The organism is Pseudomonas sp. NDM, assembly GCF_003105095.1.
Classification (GTDB): domain Bacteria; phylum Pseudomonadota; class Gammaproteobacteria; order Pseudomonadales; family Pseudomonadaceae; genus Aquipseudomonas; species Aquipseudomonas moraviensis_A.
On record NZ_QETJ01000041.1, the window covers coordinates 1 to 17,564 of the forward strand.

The 17,564-nt window shown below is 57.7% G+C and carries 13 protein-coding genes; all 13 read right to left on the reverse strand.

The features are described from left to right. Window positions 1-96: 96 nt before the first annotated feature. Window positions 97-945: a lysozyme inhibitor LprI family protein gene (locus tag DCO47_RS11380; RefSeq protein WP_256590143.1), complete on the reverse strand. Its 849-nt coding sequence runs from the start codon at window positions 943-945 to the stop codon at window positions 97-99. Between the two features lie 328 nt (window positions 946-1,273). Then, on the reverse strand, window positions 1,274-2,002 hold the full coding sequence (locus DCO47_RS11385; RefSeq protein ID WP_064365124.1) for a hypothetical protein: 729 nt from the start codon (window positions 2,000-2,002) through the stop codon (window positions 1,274-1,276). 2 nt (window positions 2,003-2,004) lie between these two features. Then, window positions 2,005-5,034, reverse strand: coding sequence for a hypothetical protein (locus tag DCO47_RS11390; protein ID WP_116658124.1), 3,030 nt, complete (start codon window positions 5,032-5,034; stop codon window positions 2,005-2,007). Beyond that, entirely contained in the window at window positions 5,034-6,035 is a 1,002-nt protein-coding gene (locus DCO47_RS11395; protein ID WP_133247400.1) for a sel1 repeat family protein, read from the reverse strand. The genes DCO47_RS11390 and DCO47_RS11395 overlap by 1 nt, the downstream gene beginning before the upstream one ends. A 38-nt stretch (window positions 6,036-6,073) precedes the next feature. Further along, complete coding sequence (locus DCO47_RS11400; protein WP_116658126.1) at window positions 6,074-8,110, reverse strand: type VI secretion system tip protein VgrG; 2,037 nt, start codon at window positions 8,108-8,110, stop codon at window positions 6,074-6,076. Between the two features lie 28 nt (window positions 8,111-8,138). Next, window positions 8,139-9,140 (reverse strand): serine/threonine-protein kinase, encoded by a 1,002-nt coding sequence (locus DCO47_RS11405; RefSeq protein WP_116658127.1) that lies wholly within the window; start codon window positions 9,138-9,140, stop codon window positions 8,139-8,141. Then, window positions 9,137-9,865: a PP2C family serine/threonine-protein phosphatase gene (locus DCO47_RS11410; RefSeq protein ID WP_042608097.1), complete on the reverse strand. Its 729-nt coding sequence runs from the start codon at window positions 9,863-9,865 to the stop codon at window positions 9,137-9,139. Before DCO47_RS11410 ends, DCO47_RS11405 begins: the two co-directional genes overlap by 4 nt. Further along, on the reverse strand, window positions 9,865-13,404 hold the full coding sequence (tssM, locus tag DCO47_RS11415; protein ID WP_042608096.1) for a type VI secretion system membrane subunit TssM: 3,540 nt from the start codon (window positions 13,402-13,404) through the stop codon (window positions 9,865-9,867). Before tssM ends, DCO47_RS11410 begins: the two co-directional genes overlap by 1 nt. 14 nt (window positions 13,405-13,418) lie before the next feature. After that, complete coding sequence (gene icmH / locus DCO47_RS11420) at window positions 13,419-14,294, reverse strand: type IVB secretion system protein IcmH/DotU (protein WP_064365130.1); 876 nt, start codon at window positions 14,292-14,294, stop codon at window positions 13,419-13,421. Window positions 14,295-14,299: 5 nt separating this feature from the next. After that, window positions 14,300-15,631, reverse strand: a complete 1,332-nt coding sequence (gene tssK / locus DCO47_RS11425; protein ID WP_016772510.1) for a type VI secretion system baseplate subunit TssK — start codon at window positions 15,629-15,631, stop codon at window positions 14,300-14,302. A 2-nt stretch (window positions 15,632-15,633) separates the two neighbouring features. Then, complete coding sequence (gene tssJ, locus DCO47_RS11430) at window positions 15,634-16,134, reverse strand: type VI secretion system lipoprotein TssJ (RefSeq protein ID WP_016772509.1); 501 nt, start codon at window positions 16,132-16,134, stop codon at window positions 15,634-15,636. Between the two features lie 5 nt (window positions 16,135-16,139). Beyond that, window positions 16,140-17,336 carry a type VI secretion system-associated FHA domain protein TagH gene (gene tagH, locus DCO47_RS11435; RefSeq protein WP_042608095.1) on the reverse strand — a complete coding sequence of 399 codons (1,197 nt, stop codon included), beginning with the start codon at window positions 17,334-17,336 and terminating at the stop codon, window positions 16,140-16,142. An 18-nt stretch (window positions 17,337-17,354) separates the two neighbouring features. Then, window positions 17,355-17,495, reverse strand: coding sequence for a hypothetical protein (locus DCO47_RS11440; protein WP_003229566.1), 141 nt, complete (start codon window positions 17,493-17,495; stop codon window positions 17,355-17,357). Window positions 17,496-17,564: the final 69 nt, after the last annotated feature.

Here is a 17,564-nt window from a genome sequence, read left to right on the forward strand (position 1 = left end):
TTGAAATCTGTCGAAAAATATCGTCTGGTCAAATCACACCTCGTCTATGGGCGTAGATTACCGCCCTTTAGGGGTGTCCAGAATCATTAAGCCAGATCAGCGGCAGAAATTCTCCTCAACACTCAACTTGGGCTTGCTCGCCACTACCAAGTCTTTCTCACTAATCGACCAATCCTCAACCCCCTCAAGCACCCAACATGCCTGACGAGAGAAGTTGAAGATCTTGATATTGCTGTTACCCGCCCGTTTATCCACAACGTTGACGTGACTGTCATCGACCTCTTCGATCTCGACTCCAGGTGTCTTGCCGGGTGTGATTGCAGCCATCAGCGGATAGGTGAACGTTGTTCCACTAACACCCGAGGTCGAAGGCTCAAAGGTGCTTCGATCCTTCCCAGCTACCGGTTTCAACACCAGCGACTTAACCGTCATTGCGGTGAGACGGCGTTGTGATTCGCTATTGGCGGAAAACGCTGTCAGGAAAGCAGGAAACTCCTCCGAAGGACAAGCGCCGCTGGCCGGCGCCGTCGAAGCGCTCTTGTCGGATGCTAAAGCAGGCACAATCTTGTCCAGATACGCCGAACGCTCTCGGCTCATCCTGGCGATGCAAGAGTTAACGGCGAACACATGCGCCGGCATCCCCGTCTCGATTTCGAATGCCTCCAAAGGGCAGTTCGCATCGCGCAAATTCAACCACGCACGTTGCGACTCTTTGACCTTCGCGGCGTACTCCGCGCCCAATGCCGGATCTGCTCGATAGTCAGACTCAAGCCGCGTCATCAACTGCTTGTAACTGACATTCAACTGCGCATCGGCAGCCTTCTTCGCCGCCTCCGAGCAGGGAACCATTTCCAGGCTTGAGGTGACATGGCTGCAATCGTCCTGTGCATAGGCCGCTGAAGCCGGCAGCAGTACGGCCAGCAGAGTTAAAACAAAACGGTTCACTGTGTTCATCCTTGAGTCATTCAGGTTTTGCGTTTGGTGAATCGGGTGATGCATTGCTTGGAAATATTTATTACCCAAAGACCCGGGAGCGACGCTTTACGTTTTTTTGACAACCTGCGGATCAACGAATCCATCGCCGCAGACAGTTGCAACTCTTCAAACGTGCCGACTTTGGCTTGGTAACGAAAATCGCTCTTATTTTGTAAGTGCCACTGCCATGATTAAGCCAGTGAATAAACGGAACAGATCTGTTTGCCTTCGCAATCTAGACAGAATTCGCATTGCACACCAAACAGATCCGCCCTTTCTTTGAGTTCAGAAGAATTGATCAGAACAGCTTATTTAAAGCAGCCCGATCATATCTTACGAATGAACTGTCAAGCTTTCCAGAAGACACATCGAGATAAAGCGGACTGACTAAATCGCCAGGCGAGTAAACGGAAAATACGTAGTTATCACCAAAGGAATGGCTGACTTTGTCTTTCTTTACAACGCTTTCGGGACGCAAGAACTTTAGGTCATTGGGAGAATGATAGGTTCGAGATAACTTCACCCCACCAAAAGCCGAGTCTTCAACCTCTACCAATACCGGGGGCGTTGCCAACAAAGGCGCTATAACAACCTTGCTAGTCAAGTTTTTCCACTGATCCGAAAATTCAGAAACTGCTTCCTCATACTCTTCAGCTAATGGGCGATCCAAGCCACAAACGGCTTTGTTTATTAGAACTCCATTCTGCTCGTTCCGAATATTTGTATACACGCAATCTATGAGAACATCCGCGCCATGCCTAGTTAACGTAAAATAGGCTTCAAAAGGAGCACGCGACGCCAGATTTTCGTAATGGAGAGCCTTACCTCCATTAAATTCAACCAGTTCCCTAGTTGTTTCGCCTTGACTCCCGACTACGCCTTCTATTGTTTTGCTACCACCTGACCAAGTAACGGTCAGAGACTGGGCGTCAACATCGGCTGAATACACGTCATGCGGCTCGGCGACTGCGAAACCTGCTAGCACGAAAGTTACGACAGCTAAACCTACAGGCAACTTAATATTCATACTTATTTGGTCTCCGGTGCAATTGACGTGGCCTTTAGTATCGCTTCGAATTTCACAGCATAACTAGCAATCAACGCTTTTTGGTCGGAACCGTTGATTACCTTTCGCGCCCCTTCATAGTCCTTGGCACTATTATTTACATAATCGCCAAGTTTTTTCCCTGTAAATATACCTTCTTTCATGCCCCATATCATAATCGGCACAGAATTTTCAAACCCAGCGGCCTCATCGGGACGGGCGACAAAGTCGATTCCGAAATAATCTTTCGCCTTTTGATAGTTCTTCTTCCATGTCAAATGAACGAGACCACGACCCCGATATTTAAAACCGTCCCCTTGTACCGTATTACCGTTGCCGATCGCAGTTTGTCTGCGTGTTGCGGTATCTGCAAGCACAGGGTCATATTTGTCAAAATAGGAAACCGGCCCATACTCCGGGGCAGCGCTAAAATACTCAGCAATCATAAATTGGTAAGCCTCGTGACGCGCCGTCGCGAACATATATGACAATTCATAGACTGTATAAACCTCTTTGGTTTTGTCTAGATATTTATTAATATTTTCTGCGATCTTACGCAAATTGGACTTGGACGCAGCAGAAAACGGAGGCGCATCAACCTGAAACGAAGCATGTTGCTCAGAATACATGGCTACAAACCGCTCGACATCTATAAACTCGGAACGACTCATGAAGTTACTAAGCATTTCAATAGGATGAAAATGCCAAACCAAGTCCGTACTCATGGCGGCCTTGTCTTTCAGATCCTCCCAAAACACATACTTAGTGATTCGTTCTTTTTCGTGTTTCAAGGTTTTCGGAGTGTCTTCTAAAATTAGACCAAGTCGATTCCATTTGGCAGCATCTGCTTCCTCTTTCCATTCCGTAGGATGACGCGCGATCAGCTTGGCCCAGCTCGCTCTTGTCTCTGCAGTTTTCAATGCAACGGCAAGCTCTGCAGGATCAACTTCCTTATCGTCGTTGGTATCCATCTTCAGGAATAGATCTTTGAAGAACTGCGGCATGCTATCCGGATCAAGAAATCCATCTGCCGCTGCGTTTGCTTCCTCAACAATAATGAAGCCAAGTTTCCCCCAGTCGTGCTGCGAAATGATTTCTGTTTCGTTTTTATTTACAAGCCCGGCTAAGGGCGAGCCGTCCTCGATGATGGAAACCTGATAATAGTCCTCGGCGCCTTCTTTGATGGCGCGGGTTTTGTTCAGATCAACGGCATGCGCTTTCTTGAGCGGAGTCAAATTTGTCGCTGGTGCATTTCTTTTCAGATTTGTTCCCGCTAACAAGTGAAGATATTGTTTCCCAACTTTCAATCCCGCGCTATTCTTCAAAAATTCCGCTACATGGGTTTCCGCGGTGAAGATCTCGACATGAACCTGATGCTTGCTTGAAACATTACCGTCCTCTCCAGACAAATTTTCCGTCAGCCCAAGATAGCCAATCGGATCGCCAGCCTTAATCCCTGTACCCGTGAGCTCGACGGAATCAAAACTTGTTGGAATGACATCCCAAGCGACAAATTCATTTTCCACGAATGCCCAAAAACTAGTTATCACCTCACCCGCGCCCGCAAGGTCGCCACTGATTTTCGTGCATTTCGCCATTCGTCGGGTGGCTCCCGACACCGTCAGGTTCAATACATCTTTACTTTCAAACTCAACAACGCTTCCCGGATTAAGCTGCATTGTTCCTTTTCTGGGGCCTGCGGGCTGTCCATTCTGCGGTAAAGCCGGGTCCTGATACAGATCCAGCTTTTTGATAGCAGTACCTTTTACCTTCCCTTGCCAATATTTTGGTTTATTACGCTCGGGAATCAGGTCAGCATGCCATATACGCTTTTGCTGCGAGTTCTTAAATGGCTCACTATTTTTCAGGTAAGCAAACCAGACCACGCTGCCTGACAAGCGTACTTTTTGTGCGTTGTTCTTGACGCTTCCCGAAAGAATCTTACCCTTGGCATAGGTAATATCCCCTGCGGCTTTTTCCTCCAACACTTCAAGTTTGGTCCCGCGGGTCAACTTTCCTGGAGAGGGCCAGCCGGATGCTTCGGGAAAACTATCATAGGCTTTAAAGTCGTCAACCTGCATTGTCACCTTAGGCTTAGGAATTTCCTCCTCCGACAGCGGATAACGCTTATAAGGTAGCAAATGCATATAAAGGCTGAAAAATGTCAGCTTATTTTGCTTGCCCTTGTTTGGCCCATCTTCAGGATTAGGCTCGGATTTATACTCATGGCGTACAAGACAAAAAGAATTGGAATACTTCAGTTTTTTTTCATTTTCACCAAAGGTCGACTCCAAATAATCTTCATTGAGACGATAAGCCACGACCTCGCCGTCGGCCATGCAGCGAATCGGTTCATTCAAAATGCATTGAGGAGCGCTGGCATTGCTGATGTGAATGCCACCGTGCCAGAACTTGTTGCTGCCAAGCAAATAATGCCCGGCACTCTCGTTTTCGAGAGCCTTGTAAATCTCATCCGCATCAGAAAACTGCTTACCGTCAGCTTTTCTGAAGGGATATTGGAAGCTCATCAGCGGAGATGGGCCTGCAGGGGCCGGCGCTGGAGTAGGTGCGGGTGCAGGTTGTGCGCCTCTGAATTGGGGCTTTGGGCGTAAAAACTTTTCAGGCATTGGCCAGTAACCACTACCCGCCCCATATTTGGCAGATTTCGGTCCGTTTGAAGACTGTGAACCGAAGAAATTTCCCCTATCTCGAACAGGCGACCCGGAGATGTCTTCGATGACCCCCGTGTGTCCATGAAAGTTTATCCACAGCGCAATATCGCCAGGCTGTACTTCCGCAAGCGGGATCACATCAAAATAAGTAGTGTCGGTATTCAACCCTGATGTTGTGAGGTAAGGGATCGTATACCCCGCATCCTTCAGCATTCGATACAGAAGCCCGGAGCAGTCGATTTCCTTCCTGCCATCGTTATCATGGTCAGTCTCGCCCTTGAAAGGGCCGTACTCGTAACCAGTGCGATATTGCTGCCTTTGTTCAAGTAGTCCTGTGCTCATCAAAAGCTTCCTGCTTCAAAACATTGAATAGAGTTATCGCTGACGACGCCTCGGGCTGCCAAGCGCTCAACCAAAGCGGTAGCCGTCTTGGGATCGGTTTTCTGAATATTCCGGTAACACGCCATCGCGCGAGGCAAGTCAGCAGCTACGAGGGCTCCCGCTTCGTACACTTCACCTAATCGAATCAGTGCGTTAGTCGAACCTAGACGGGCGGCACGCTCCAATGTCGCTATTGATTCTCTGGGGTTAATACAACCGTGATTTTCGTCATACTCACCTTCGTCGCAATAAAAATCCGCGAGAGTCAAGCCGGCATCCGGGACTTGTTCTGAAGCTTGAATCAACAACGCCAGGATTCTTGAATTCTCCAAGCGTGGCGCTTGTCCAGAAAGACTGATTCCCGCAGCAGCGAATGCTGCTTGCGCCGAACCCTTCCGGGCTCCATCTAAATAGCTATCCAATGCCGCGGCGTACAAATAGATCCCTGATTCGGGAGACGCCTTGTTGACCAACCTGTCGAATATGACGCCTTTTTTGAGTTCCAGCTCACCGGGCGTTAGTTTCTCAGACTGAGTGATCTCTTCCATCACCGCATCGATTGCCCAGTCCTCCACTCGACTCAGAGCCCAGCAATCACTGTGTTTGAAGACGAAAATCTTCAAAAAATGGCCCGCCTCATCTCGGACGACCACCCTGTCAGGCACCTTGGTTTCAATAGTGAGATCCAATTTGGCAGCATTTTCCGGAAGCAGCACCTTCAACTCATCGGCGGAAATCGAGCCCAAGCTCCGTTCGACAACCTTCGGTATTTTCCCATCAGCTATCACGTGAACATGCTTCACAGGAGACGCAATAAACGCTTTCTGTGTCGCTGGCTCAGATGCAAAAACTTTTACGAAATCAGCAAAATTGCCACTTGGGCATTGGGCGGTGCTGGACGAAGAGGCAAAGGCCCCCGAAGTCATCCCCCAGTACAACAAAACAATCGAAAACCACTTCATCTGCCTCACGTACCTGTTTGTTGTCATCACGACACTCATCACTCAGAAAACACAAAAAAAGCCTTCGGCTTAACCTTCTCAGGCACCGCATTCCCCAACGCCTGATCCATCAAACTCCCCGCCTTATCCTTATCCGCCGCCCCCGGCAGCACTGGCGGCTTGATACCAATGCCAGTCCCCGCCCCCGCAGAACCACCCGCATTGATCTTGATCACCGGCCCAACCACCGTCACACCACCGCCATCGAGCTTGATAAAGCTCCCACCCCCAAGAATGGTCAGCTCCGTCCCCGCCTCAATAACAATCTTGTCCCCAGCCTTGAGGTGAATCTCTTTCCCCACGCTGGTCAGTTGCGCAGTCCCAAGCTTCACATGCTGGTTCTGCCCAACCGTGAGGTGATCATCCAGCTTCGCTTCAATCTTGCGATCAGAGATCGTGGTGCGGTGTTCCTCGGCTTTCAGCTCGGTGTAGGTGTTCTTCACCACCGTGTCGTGACGTTCATTGCCGACCCGAATCTTCTGGTCGTGCTCGACGTTCTCATCCCAGTCCCGCTGGGCGTGGATGTAGATCTGCTCCGCACCTTTCTTGTCTTCAATGCGCAGTTCGTTGTACCCACCGCCACCCGGTGAGCTGAGCGTTTTAAACACGCTGCGAGTCTTGTTCGCCGGCAAGGCGTACGGCACCGCGTTTTCCTTGTGGTACAGGCAGCCGGTGACGAGGGGCTGGTCGGGGTCGCCTTCGAGGAAGGTGACGAGGACTTCCATGCCGATGCGCGGGATGCTGATGGCGCCGTAGCGGTCACCGGCCCAGGAGCTGGAGACACGAAGCCAGCAGCTGGTTTTGTCGTCGGCGAGGCCTTCGCGGTCCCAGTGGAACTGGACTTTGATGCGGCCGTATTGGTCGCAGTGGATTTCTTCGCCTTTGGGGCCGGTGACCATGGCGGTCTGGCTGCCGAGCACTCGCGGTTTCGGGTGTTCGAGGGCCGGCCGGTAGAACACGTCCCACGGGGTGGCGAGGAAGCGGTTGCGGTAGCCTTGGTGGAAATCGTCTTTGTTGTCGGTGGTGTCGCTGGTCACGCCTTCTTCGAGGACTTGCGGTTGTTTGCCTTCGTGGAAGATTTCGGTGAGCAGCCACAGGTCGTTCCACTCGCTGCGCGGGTGGTCGGACATTTCCATGAAGTGGCCGCTGACCAGTCTGGTCTGGTCGCCGCGACCTTCGGCCTGGCGGTAGTCGGCGCGGTGGCGTTCGAGGGCGCGCTGGCTGAGGAACTTGCCACGCGCGCGGTCGATGAAGCGGCCGGGGTAGTCGTAGTCTTCGAGATCCGGTTCAGTGCTGTCGCCATCTGGTTTGTACGCGGCCTCCATTTGCAGGCGCGGTTTTTCGAAGTCGTAGTCGCGGCGCGTGGTGCGCGTGGTGCGGGTTTCCAGGCGCAGTTTGAAGGCTTTGATTACCGGCTCGTCCGCGACCATGCCGCTGCCCTGCACGTAGGCGGTTGGCTGCCCTAGGTTCTGGAACACGGTCTGGTCGTCGCCGAACACCAGCAGATGGGCTTTTTCGCTGTGCTGGAAGTGATAGTGGATGCCCTCTTCTTCGCACAGGCGCTGGACAAAGTGCAGGTCGGTTTCGTCGTACTGCACGCAGTAGTCGCGATCCGGGCACGGCTCGCTGAGCTGGAAGCTGTAGGCGTTGCTCTTGATGCCGTGTTCTTCGAGGATCAGCGCGATGATTTTCGGTGCGGACATCTGCTGGTAGATGCGCTGGTTGGTGCGGTGATGCAGGTATTGCAGTTGCGGCACGATCGAGACTTTGTAGCGGGTCAGGCGCTTGCCGGCATCGCCCTGAGCGACGCGGTAGATCTGCCCGTGAATCCCCGAGCCCTGGGGATCGAATGCGAGGAACGCCTGCTTGTGCAGCAGTTGCTCGAGGTCCAGATCCGGGTTTTCGCTGACCAGTTCGAGGTCGAAGCGATACGCCTGGCTGATGCCTTCGGTGCCGGTGAACGACAGCACTTGCAGGTCGCCGACGTAGTCTTCGACCTTGAGGCTGAAGTGGGTTTCGTTAGCTGAGTTGAACATCGTGTGCTCCCTGTTCGAATGTCATCCGTTACGCCCGAAGTCGCAGACGTTGCAGCCAGGACGAAGTGGCGCCCAAGGCGTCACGCAATTGTGCGGCAGTGATGTTGCGCTCTGCCGGGTTGAAGCTCAGCGCGGTCTGCAGCGCTGTCCAGCCGTGTTTCGCTAGGTTTTTCGGTGCGTGCAGTTCGCGCTCCAGGTGCTCGTCGCGAGCCTGGGTCGAGGGCAAGCGGCGGAACGGGTGTTTGCCGCTCGCCAGTTCGTAGATCACGCAGGCCACGCCGTACACGTCCGCGCTGGCCGACAACGGTTGGCCCTCAAGCAGTTCGGGGGCGGCGTAGCCTGGGGTCCAGGCGTTGAAACGCTCGCGGCTCAGGTGCGGCAGACCGGGCAAGGTGCCCTCCTCTGCCTGTCCCAGACCGAAGTCGAACAGGCGCAGGCCGTCTTCGCTGAGCATCACGTTGCTCGGTTTCAGGTCACCGTGCAGCACGCCGCGACGGTGGGCGTAGGCCAACGTGTCGAGCAGCGGCAGGACGATGTCGCGCAGTTCCTTCCACGGCAGGCCCATCGGCCGCTCGCAGAGCAATTTGTCCAGGGTCAGGCCACGCATGTATTCCATGGTGATGAAGGCCCGCTGGCAGTCGGTGTCGACTTCAAAGGTGTGCGCACGCACGACGTTGTCGTGGCGCAGGCGCCGGGTCAGGGCGAACTCGCTGTAGAGCAAGGCACTGGCGTCCGGCGATTCGGCAAATTCTTCGCTGAGGATTTTCAGCGCAATGTAAGGGTCGGGATCGCCGAACTGTTCATGCAGCAGATCCCGCGCCCGGTAAACGGCGCCCATGCCACCGGCCCCGAGCAAGCGCTCGAGGTGGTAGCGACCGGCGAGTACATCCGGCAGCGCACCGATGCTGGCCTTGGTCGGTGCCAGCAACGGTTCGGCCTTGTTGCCCTTGGCGAAAGCGAAGTAGGTCAGGTTGTTGGCCTGGTCTTCGCTGATCAGCAAGTCATCGACGGGCGATTCGAGTTCACTCATTGGCGGATCACCACGGCAGTCAGGTTGTCCCGCGCAGCGCCTCGCAGGGCGCCGTCGAACAAACGTTCCAGCGCCACGTGCGGCGCGCTGAGGCTGAGGGCATTGCCGAGGGCGTCGCTGCTCAGGCCCTGATACAAACCATCGCTGCAGAGCAAAAACACATCGCCCGGATAGACCTCGAGTTCGAGCACATCCAGGGTCAGCGTTTCAGCGGCACCGACGGCTCGGGTCAAGGCCTGAGCCGCCGGGTGCGCTGCCGCCTGTTCGACGCTCATTTGCTGCTCGTCGATCAACTGCTGTTGCAGCGAATGGTCCTTGGACAGCTGATACAAACGCTGCCCACGCCACATGTAGCAACGGCTGTCGCCGGCCCAGATGCAGGCCGCGCGGTTGCCTTCCACCAGCAGCGCGACGACGGTGCTGCCCATGATGCTGTCGTGACGCCCGGCAGTGACGGTCAGCTCTTGCCCCAGTCGCCGGTTCAGCCAGTGCAGGCACTGGCGGATGGCTTTGAGGCGTTCGTCGAAATCCTCGTGTTGCGGCAACTCAGCCAGGCTGGCGACGATCAACTGGCTGGCGATGTCGCCACCCTGATGACCGCCCATGCCGTCCGCGACCACCCACAGCCCATGCTGCGGGGAATCGAGGAAGGCATCTTCGTTGCGCGCCCGCACCTTGCCCGGGTCGGTACGCGCCGCGCTGCGCCAGGGACTGGCCACCAGCATCAGAGCTGCACCGGCATACGGAAGGTGCGCAGCACGCCCATGTCGAACGGGTTCGGCGTGCGCTGGCTGGTCAGCAGATAGTTGGCGCGCAGGCCGCCCACGTCCGCTTTCAGCACCAGCACGTCGCGACCGTTCAGGTACTCGGTCTGCATCAGGTCGAACAGACGGAACAGCGACCATGGGCCGGAGTTCTTCTCGATACCGATCGGACGCCCGGCCATCTTGTCCATGACCAGGCTGGTGCGACCGTCTTCAGCATCGGTCGGCCACTTGAAGGTCATTGGCAGGATCGGGCCGTGACGGTATTCCATGGTCTTGTCGCCGAACTTGAATTCGGAACGGCTGACCGCCGGATCGAGGGTGTACGGCTCGAGCTTGAACTGCACGGTCGGCTCGGCCGGGTTGATCGAGAAGAAGCTCTGGCGAATGGTCTGCGCCGCCGCCATCTGATCGAGGTAGACCTTCGATACCGGGAGGCTGTGACCATCGACGCTGCGCATGCGGTAGTTGCCCGGATCGCCACTGACGAACGGACGCATGTAGCTGTCGAAGAAACGGTCGACGGTACCCTGAGCGCGGAAGAACTCGCGGAAATCGCTGATCGCCACATCGCTGGTGCTGCTGGCGCTGAACGGATAGCGCTTGCTGATGGTTTTGCCATACACGCTGTACAGCTCGTTCTGATAACGGCCGTTCAGGTATTGATAGGCATCGTTGAGCACCAGGCGCCACGAGTCCTCGGCCAGCACGTTGAACCACACGCTGAGCGGACGCGGCAGACGACCGGAGGCATTGCGCAGGTTGGTCAGCGCATCTCGCTGGCCGCTCATGCGCGTCTTGGCCATCTCGAACGCGGCTTGCTCCGGCGTGCTGGAACGGGCCAGACCGGCCAGTTGCAGCTGCAGGTCGTTGAGCGCGCTGAACGCTGGCGTCAGGTCAGCGCCCGGGCCGTTGTTGTCGTCCAGCAAACGATGCAGCGGCTCGAAGCGGCGTTGCAGGGATTTCTTCGCAGTGTCCGGCAGGTTCTTCGCCACGTTCAGCGCCGAAGCCTTGTCGGCAGCAGCCGCGGCGAGTTTGCCGACCTTGCCCAGTTTGCCTTTCTGCCCGGCCAGCGCATCGGCAGCTTCGCCGGCTTCATCGACCGGATCAGCAGCGGCTTCGAAGCGGGTGTTTTCACGCACTTCGGTGAGCAGCGCGAGTACCGGCGAGTTAGCCGAAGTCAGGCCTGCCAGTTGCTCGGCGCCTTCGCCGGCGTCGCTGATCGGTGGCAGTGCGACCTGGCCAACGGCTTCGCTCCAGTAGTTGGCGTAGTCGCGGAAGTACAGCTGCTCAAGCTCGACCATCAGGCGACGCAAGTCCATGTCGCTGATGCCCGCGCCTTCGCCCAGCACCCAGTTGTCACGCAGGATATCGGTGACCAGCGCGGCGCCCTGCACCGAGAAATACTGCTGATAACCCTGTTGGGTGTAGAAACCCGGGATCACGTATTCAGTGCCGATGAACAGCGAGCCTTGCGGGCCGAGGTGTTGGCTGAAACGGTAGTCCGGCAGATTGCGCGCCTGCTCGCGGAGCATGCGATACACCACGTTGGCCAGAGATTCGCTGCGCAGGACCTGACGCGCCTGCGTCACCAACTGATCGTTCAGCGGGTAGATGAACGGCTGCTTGAGCAAGCGCTCAAGGTGAGTATTCAGACCGTTCTGCACAGCGGTGTTGCCGGTGTAGCGCTGCGACCAGTCAGTGGCGACCCAGTCCTTGAGCCACGCCGCGTCGCGACGATCCTTCATGTTCAACATCAGATACGCGCGCAGGCTGTTGAGCAGGCGATCGCGGTCCTTCATATTGGCGCGGATCTGCCCTTCCAGCATGCTCGCCACCCGGGGCAGCAACTGCGCTTCAAGTTCACGCTCGTAGGCGGTTTTCACCACCGGGTTGATCTCTTCGCCCTGATACAGGCCGCCACGTTCGTGGTACGACACGTCGCCCTTGCTCGGGAACACCTGGGTCGCGGCGTAGCTGGTGTCGAGGACTTTCAGCACGCCCATGGCGTCATCGCGCGGCGTTACGGCCGAGCGTTGCTGGGTCCAGTTCTGTGCCAGCGTGCGCAGGTTTTCCAGACGCTCGTAGTTGGCCGAGAAACCACCGGCCCAGAGCATGCCGAACAGGGCCAGTGCCGCCAGTGCACCGACGTACAGCGCGCGCTGGCCCCAATGAATGCGGCTGCGCTCGCGCTTGTCCAGACCGGCCAGATCGGCTTCGGGGAAAATCACCTGGCTGAGCAAGTGGTGGATGAACCGCGACCGGCCGCTGCGCAGAGTCGGCAGCACGCCGGCGTTCATGCCGAGGCTGGCGCCGATGCCGGCGGTGGTCGAATCCATTTCCTGGGTCAGGTGCGGCGCGCTGGTCAGGTAGAAACCGCGCAGTTGCGTGGCACGCTGATAACGGTTGCCGGTGAACGCCATGTCGACGAACAGGCACAGACGCTCGCCGATCTGCCCCAACTGATGCGGGAAATCGAGGATGCGCCCACGGCGCTGAGTATCGCGCTCGGAGTGCATGCGCATGATCACTTGGCTGTTCAAGCGGCGCAGCAACTCTTCGAACTCGTTGCGCAGAACCGCGACGTCGGTGCCGACCTGATCCTTGCGGAAACTGGTGCCGAGCACTTGATCGCTTTCTTCGCGGGTCAGTTGATCGAAGAATTCGTCGAAGCCGAGCAGCTTGTCAGCCTTGCTCAGCACCAGATACACCGGCACGTCGACGTGCAGTTTCTGATGCACATCCTGCAGACGGCTGCGCACCTGGCGGGCCAGCGTGTCGATGTCCTGCTCGCTGCCACCGGTGAGGGTTTCCACCGGAATGGTCACCAGCACGCCGTTCAACGGACGGCCACGACGACGCTTGCGCAGCAGCTCCAGCAGCGTGGTCCAGGCGTTGCCGTCAACTTCCGCGTCCGGCTGAGTCGTGTAGCGCCCGGCGGTGTCGATCAGCACACCGTGGTCGGCAAAATACCAGTCGCAATGACGGGTGCCGAGGGTGTCGCGAGTGAGCTTGCGGTCGATCTTGTTGATCGGGAACTCCAGACCGGAAAAGTCCAGCAGGCTGGTCTTGCCCGAGGCCTGCGGGCCGATCAGCAGGTACCACGGCAAGTCACTGCGCCAGCGCTCGCTGCGACCGCGATACAGGCTCGACGTCTTCAGGGTTTTCAGCGCGTCCTTGAAACGCGCCTTCAACTCTTTCTGCTCTTCGTCGATCAGCTCTTCGCGGCGAATGCGGTCCTGGCCGTCCTCGCTTTCTTCCTCGGCTTTCTTGCGGATACCGGCGCGCCAGCTGACGAAGACCATGGTCAGGCCCCAGATCAGGAACAGCACGCTGATGGTCAGCAGGCGCGAGGTGGCGCTTTCCCAGAACTTGTAATCATCCACCGCCAACAACGGGCCGACGAACCACACCAGCAGCGCTACGAACAGCACCAGCAGCAGAGTCCAGACCCAGGTCTGGCGCAGGAAGGCGCCGACTTTCTTGAAAAACTTTTTCATCACACGTCCCTGTTTTACGGCTGCGCCTGCGGTTGCACCGCGGCTGGATCAAGCGGCTGATAAGGATGCAGAACGGTGTCGCGCTGTTCGCCCAGAACCCAGGCGAAGCCCGAATACATCACCACCAGGCAGACCAGCGTGAACAGCACCACCATCCACGCCGGCACGATGCGTACCAGGTTGCGGCGCTGATCGTTGAGGCCTTCCCAGTGCGGCGACAACTCGCGCGGCACGTCGCCGCGCAACTGACGGATCTGCCGGTACAAGGCGTCGCGGATGCCTTCAAGCTCAAGCATGCCGCGTGCCTGTACGCGGTACTTGCCCTCGAAACCGAGGGACAGGCACAGGTACATCAGTTCGAGCATCGGCAGGTGCTTGACCGGGTTTTTCGACAGCCGATCGAGCAGCTGGAAAAACTTCTCGCCGCCGAAGGTTTCGTTGTGGAAGCTGCTCAGCAGGCTCATCTGTGACCACTCGCTTTCGTTGCCCCACGGGGTGGTCACGACAGCTTCGTCAACCACGGTGCAGAGCACGTAACGCGCGGCCATCACCTGGCTGCTCTCAGCGCCGTTGTGCAGGGCGCGTACTTCGAACAACTTGAGCCCGGCGGTCAGCCGCTCATTGAGCGCGTACAGGTCTTCGCGGGTCTCGCTGTGCTTGAGGCGCACCACTTCCGAAAGCAGGTCGGACGAGGCCGCGACCAGCGAGTTGAGGCTGATATTGAACGCCTCCGCCGGACGCAGGCGCGCGGCGTAGATCATGCGTTCTTCCAGTTGCTCGAAACGCGGCGGCGCGGCGAAGTCGGTCAGCGGACTCGATGCCGGTCCGTGGCCCTGACGGTCGAGCAGGACGGTTTTGTCGTCCTGGTTGTAATCCGTTTCCTTGATCATGTCGGTCAGTTCCTGATGGCCCAGAATTTCAGTTCAAGCTCGGCGAATTCGCCGGACACGTGGAACGCGAAACCGCCGGAGCGCTCGAGTTGTGCCAGGTCTTCGGAACTGAGTTCGAGGATGAAATAGGTTTTGTTCGAGTGGAACGCGATCTGCCGTGGGGCCACCGGCAACGGTTTGACCTTGATCCCCGGCAAGTGCAGGTTGACCAGTTGGCGGATGCGCTCCACCGGGCCGACCTTGAGGTGCTGCGGCAAACGCTGACGCAGTTCTTCGGAGTCGCAGTTGGCACTGGCTGCGAGCACGAACGAGGCCGAGCCGAGCAGTTTGTGGTCGTGCAACGGCGAGACGATGATGCCGTACTGACGCGCCTGCAGGATCAGTTCGATGGCGTGCTGTTCGAGCACCATCGACAGCACCTGACGGATCGCTTCCATCAGTTTGCGGAAGCTTGCGCCCTGATCGGCGTGGGAATAGCGGCTGTCCAGACGCGGGCGTTTGCTCTCGCCGGAGAAGGTCGCCAGATCGCCGAGCATGGTCAGCAGCGTGCGGTACAACTCTTCCGGATGCACCTGCTCAAGCCCGAGGTAATGGCGCAGCAGCAGTTCGGTACGGTTGATCAGTTGCAGCATCATGAAGTCGCCGACTTCAGCGCCGCCGACCTTGCCGTTGGAGCGAATCCGCTCGGCAATGGTGTCGCCGCGGTGGCTGAGCATGCTGATGACTTCTTTCAGGCACGACAGCAGGTAGCTGGAGGCGTGCGCCTGAATGTAGGTCGGGACGAAATCCGGGTCGAGGCTGATGACGCCGTCGGGCGTGGTGTCGAGCACGTCGCAGATCTTCAGCTTCACGTAGGCCTGATCGCTCTGCTGCTCGCCGAGCAGCAGTTTGAAGTCCGGACGCCCGCAGCTGACCTGGCTGGCGGAGTCATCACCGGCGTTGGAGTCGGCGACTTCGGCGTCATACGCGGTGTAGCGCGCGAGCACGTCAGATTGCTCCGGGCGGCGGGCCTCGATGTGGTTGCCGGTGACCAGCGGCAGCGCCAGATAGATCGGCGTGTTGCCGGTGTTCGGCGGCACGTCCAGCGCCAGCGGCTCGGTGTTGCCACCGAGTTCGAACAGGCTGCCGTCCGGCAGAATCCCCGAGGCTTCACTGATCACCAGTTTGCCCATGTTGAGGAACTGCAAGTCGATTTCCAGATTGAGAAAACCCCAGGTGTAGCCACCGAGCAATTGCGTGCGGGTTTTCATCTGGTGATCGTAGTAACGATCGTTGTGCTGGAAGTGCTGCGGGCGCAGCAGCATGCCTTCCTGCCAAATGACTTTATGGGTGTTCATGATCAGTCATCCGCCTTGGCGAGCACTTGTTGGGTGTTGCGGATACCGGCCTGATCGAGGGTCAGATCAGCCTCGGTGAGTTCCAGCGGAGTGATCTGCACGGTGTGGCGCCATTGCGTATCCGGTAGGTCGCGATAGGCCGCGAGGATGCCCACGTAACGGCTGCCCTCCTCCACGCTGAGTTTCAGCTCCACGGTTTCACCCGGGCGCAGTTCGAGTTCTTCGCTGGCTACCAGATCCGGGTTGAGGGATTCCTTGGCGCGCTCGTAGAGGCTGAAGAAATCAGCGTTCTCGAAGGTCACCGGGTGCTTGAGTTCGAACAGGCGCACGACGATCGGCGACGGCCGACCGTTGAGGTCCGGGTTGAGCTGGTCGCTGCCGGTCAGCTTGAGGTTGATCTTGGTCACTTTCGAGTACGGCGACAGCGACGAGCAACCGGCGAGCAGCACCAGCACGGTGAGCGCAGTCAGCGTCTTGAAAAAAGCGGTCGAGCGGCGAGACATGCGCATCATCCTTGGTGGTCGGTGTGGAGGGTGGAGATCAGGCGGATCTGTTCTTCGTAAGCCTGAGCGAAGTCGCGGGCCAGCAGACGCTCGCTCCAGTCATCGTCCTGACGCAGTGCCTGGTGATAGCGGCCGAACGCTCTCCAGCGCCCGCCCGATGTCGCGATCAACGGCTTGTTGTCGCGCTCGAAACGCAAGGTCAGTTGCTCCGGCGAGAAGTGCTCCAGCGTGCCACGCACGGCGGCTCGACTGGCCGTCAGCAGCGCCACTTGATGCGCCTGCAAATCGCGGAATGCGCGGGAGATCGCTTGCTCGGCCGGCAGATGTCCGGGCTTGCTTGGCTGCAACAGAATCTGCAGCGCTTCGCTCGGATCGACGGCGAATTTCAGCGGGTTCTTGTTGGTGCCTTGCACGGTGGTCTGGGCCAGACGCAGCTCGTTTTTCAGCTCCGAGCGGGTACGCAGGCTCTGCTGCAAACCGCCGATGCTCTGGCGCAGCAGGCGCGCTGCGTTCAGCGCCAGCGCTTCACGTTCGTCGTGACTGAGGGCTTTGACGTCGACGCCCAGCGCCGCGCCGAAGTGCTCCCAGAAACCTTCGCTCTGACGCTCGACGGCTTTCGGCGCAGGCGCCGGCTCAGGCTCGACCGGGGCGGCAATCAGCTCCGGGACCATCAGGCTTTCCATGTCGATGCGCGCGTAGTCGGCACGCTGACGGGAATCTTCCGGCTTGGCGGTGGGCGACAGCAGCTCGTCGATTTCCGAGTAGACGCGCTCTTGCTGTTCGAGGGCATTGAGCGGGTCGAGATCAAGGAACGCGTCGTCCGGAATGATGCTGCCAGCGGCGCGCGGACGGCCGACTTCGCCATCGAAGGTCGCCGGGTCACGGACCAGCCGCGCACGGATTTCGAAGTCGCCGAGAATGTAGGTGCTGCCGTGCTCGATGCGCACCGGCTCGCCCTTGTGCAGGCGTGCGCCGCTGCTGCCGTCCTGGACACCGTTGCTGCTGGTGTCGGTGAGGAAGAACGAGCCCTCGCGGTAACTGACAATCGCGTGGTGATTGGACAGGTGACGCTTGCGGTCAGGGATGATCCAGTCACAGTCCTCGCCGCGCCCGATCACGCCACCGGCCTGTTTGAAGGTCCGCTGGCACAACTCGGTGGGCACGAACTGCTTGGTGTTCAGCATTTCGAAAACCAATTCCATGTTTGATGCTCCTTGCGGTCACTTGCCGCGATTGACCGCTTGCGGATCACCCAACGGGCGATAGTCGTTGTCGTTGAATTTGTAATTGCCGCTACAGCCGCCAAGGCCGCATAGAACGACGAGGGTCAGCAGGACAGCGTGCCAGTGACGAACAGACATCAGAGGGTCTCCAGGTGTAGACAAAGCACAAAGCGCCGGCCCTTGCGGGCGGCGCCGTTATTAGCGAAT

Bases quoted from the DNA above. Each gene is read 5' to 3' on its own strand.
- DCO47_RS11385 (WP_064365124.1), bottom strand. From the start codon at position 2,002: ATGAATATTAAGTTGCCTGTAGGTTTAGCTGTCGTAACTTTCGTGCTA.
- DCO47_RS11390 (WP_116658124.1), bottom strand. From the start codon at position 5,034: ATGAGCACAGGACTACTTGAACAAAGGCAGCAATATCGCACTGGTTAC.
- DCO47_RS11395 (WP_133247400.1), bottom strand. From the start codon at position 6,035: ATGAAGTGGTTTTCGATTGTTTTGTTGTACTGGGGGATGACTTCGGGG.
- DCO47_RS11400 (WP_116658126.1), bottom strand. From the start codon at position 8,110: ATGTTCAACTCAGCTAACGAAACCCACTTCAGCCTCAAGGTCGAAGAC.
- DCO47_RS11405 (WP_116658127.1), bottom strand. From the start codon at position 9,140: ATGAGTGAACTCGAATCGCCCGTCGATGACTTGCTGATCAGCGAAGAC.
- DCO47_RS11410 (WP_042608097.1), bottom strand. From the start codon at position 9,865: ATGCTGGTGGCCAGTCCCTGGCGCAGCGCGGCGCGTACCGACCCGGGC.
- tssM (WP_042608096.1), bottom strand. From the start codon at position 13,404: ATGAAAAAGTTTTTCAAGAAAGTCGGCGCCTTCCTGCGCCAGACCTGG.
- icmH (WP_064365130.1), bottom strand. From the start codon at position 14,294: ATGATCAAGGAAACGGATTACAACCAGGACGACAAAACCGTCCTGCTC.
- tssK (WP_016772510.1), bottom strand. From the start codon at position 15,631: ATGAACACCCATAAAGTCATTTGGCAGGAAGGCATGCTGCTGCGCCCG.
- tssJ (WP_016772509.1), bottom strand. From the start codon at position 16,134: ATGTCTCGCCGCTCGACCGCTTTTTTCAAGACGCTGACTGCGCTCACC.
- tagH (WP_042608095.1), bottom strand. From the start codon at position 17,336: ATGGAATTGGTTTTCGAAATGCTGAACACCAAGCAGTTCGTGCCCACC.
- DCO47_RS11440 (WP_003229566.1), bottom strand. From the start codon at position 17,495: ATGTCTGTTCGTCACTGGCACGCTGTCCTGCTGACCCTCGTCGTTCTA.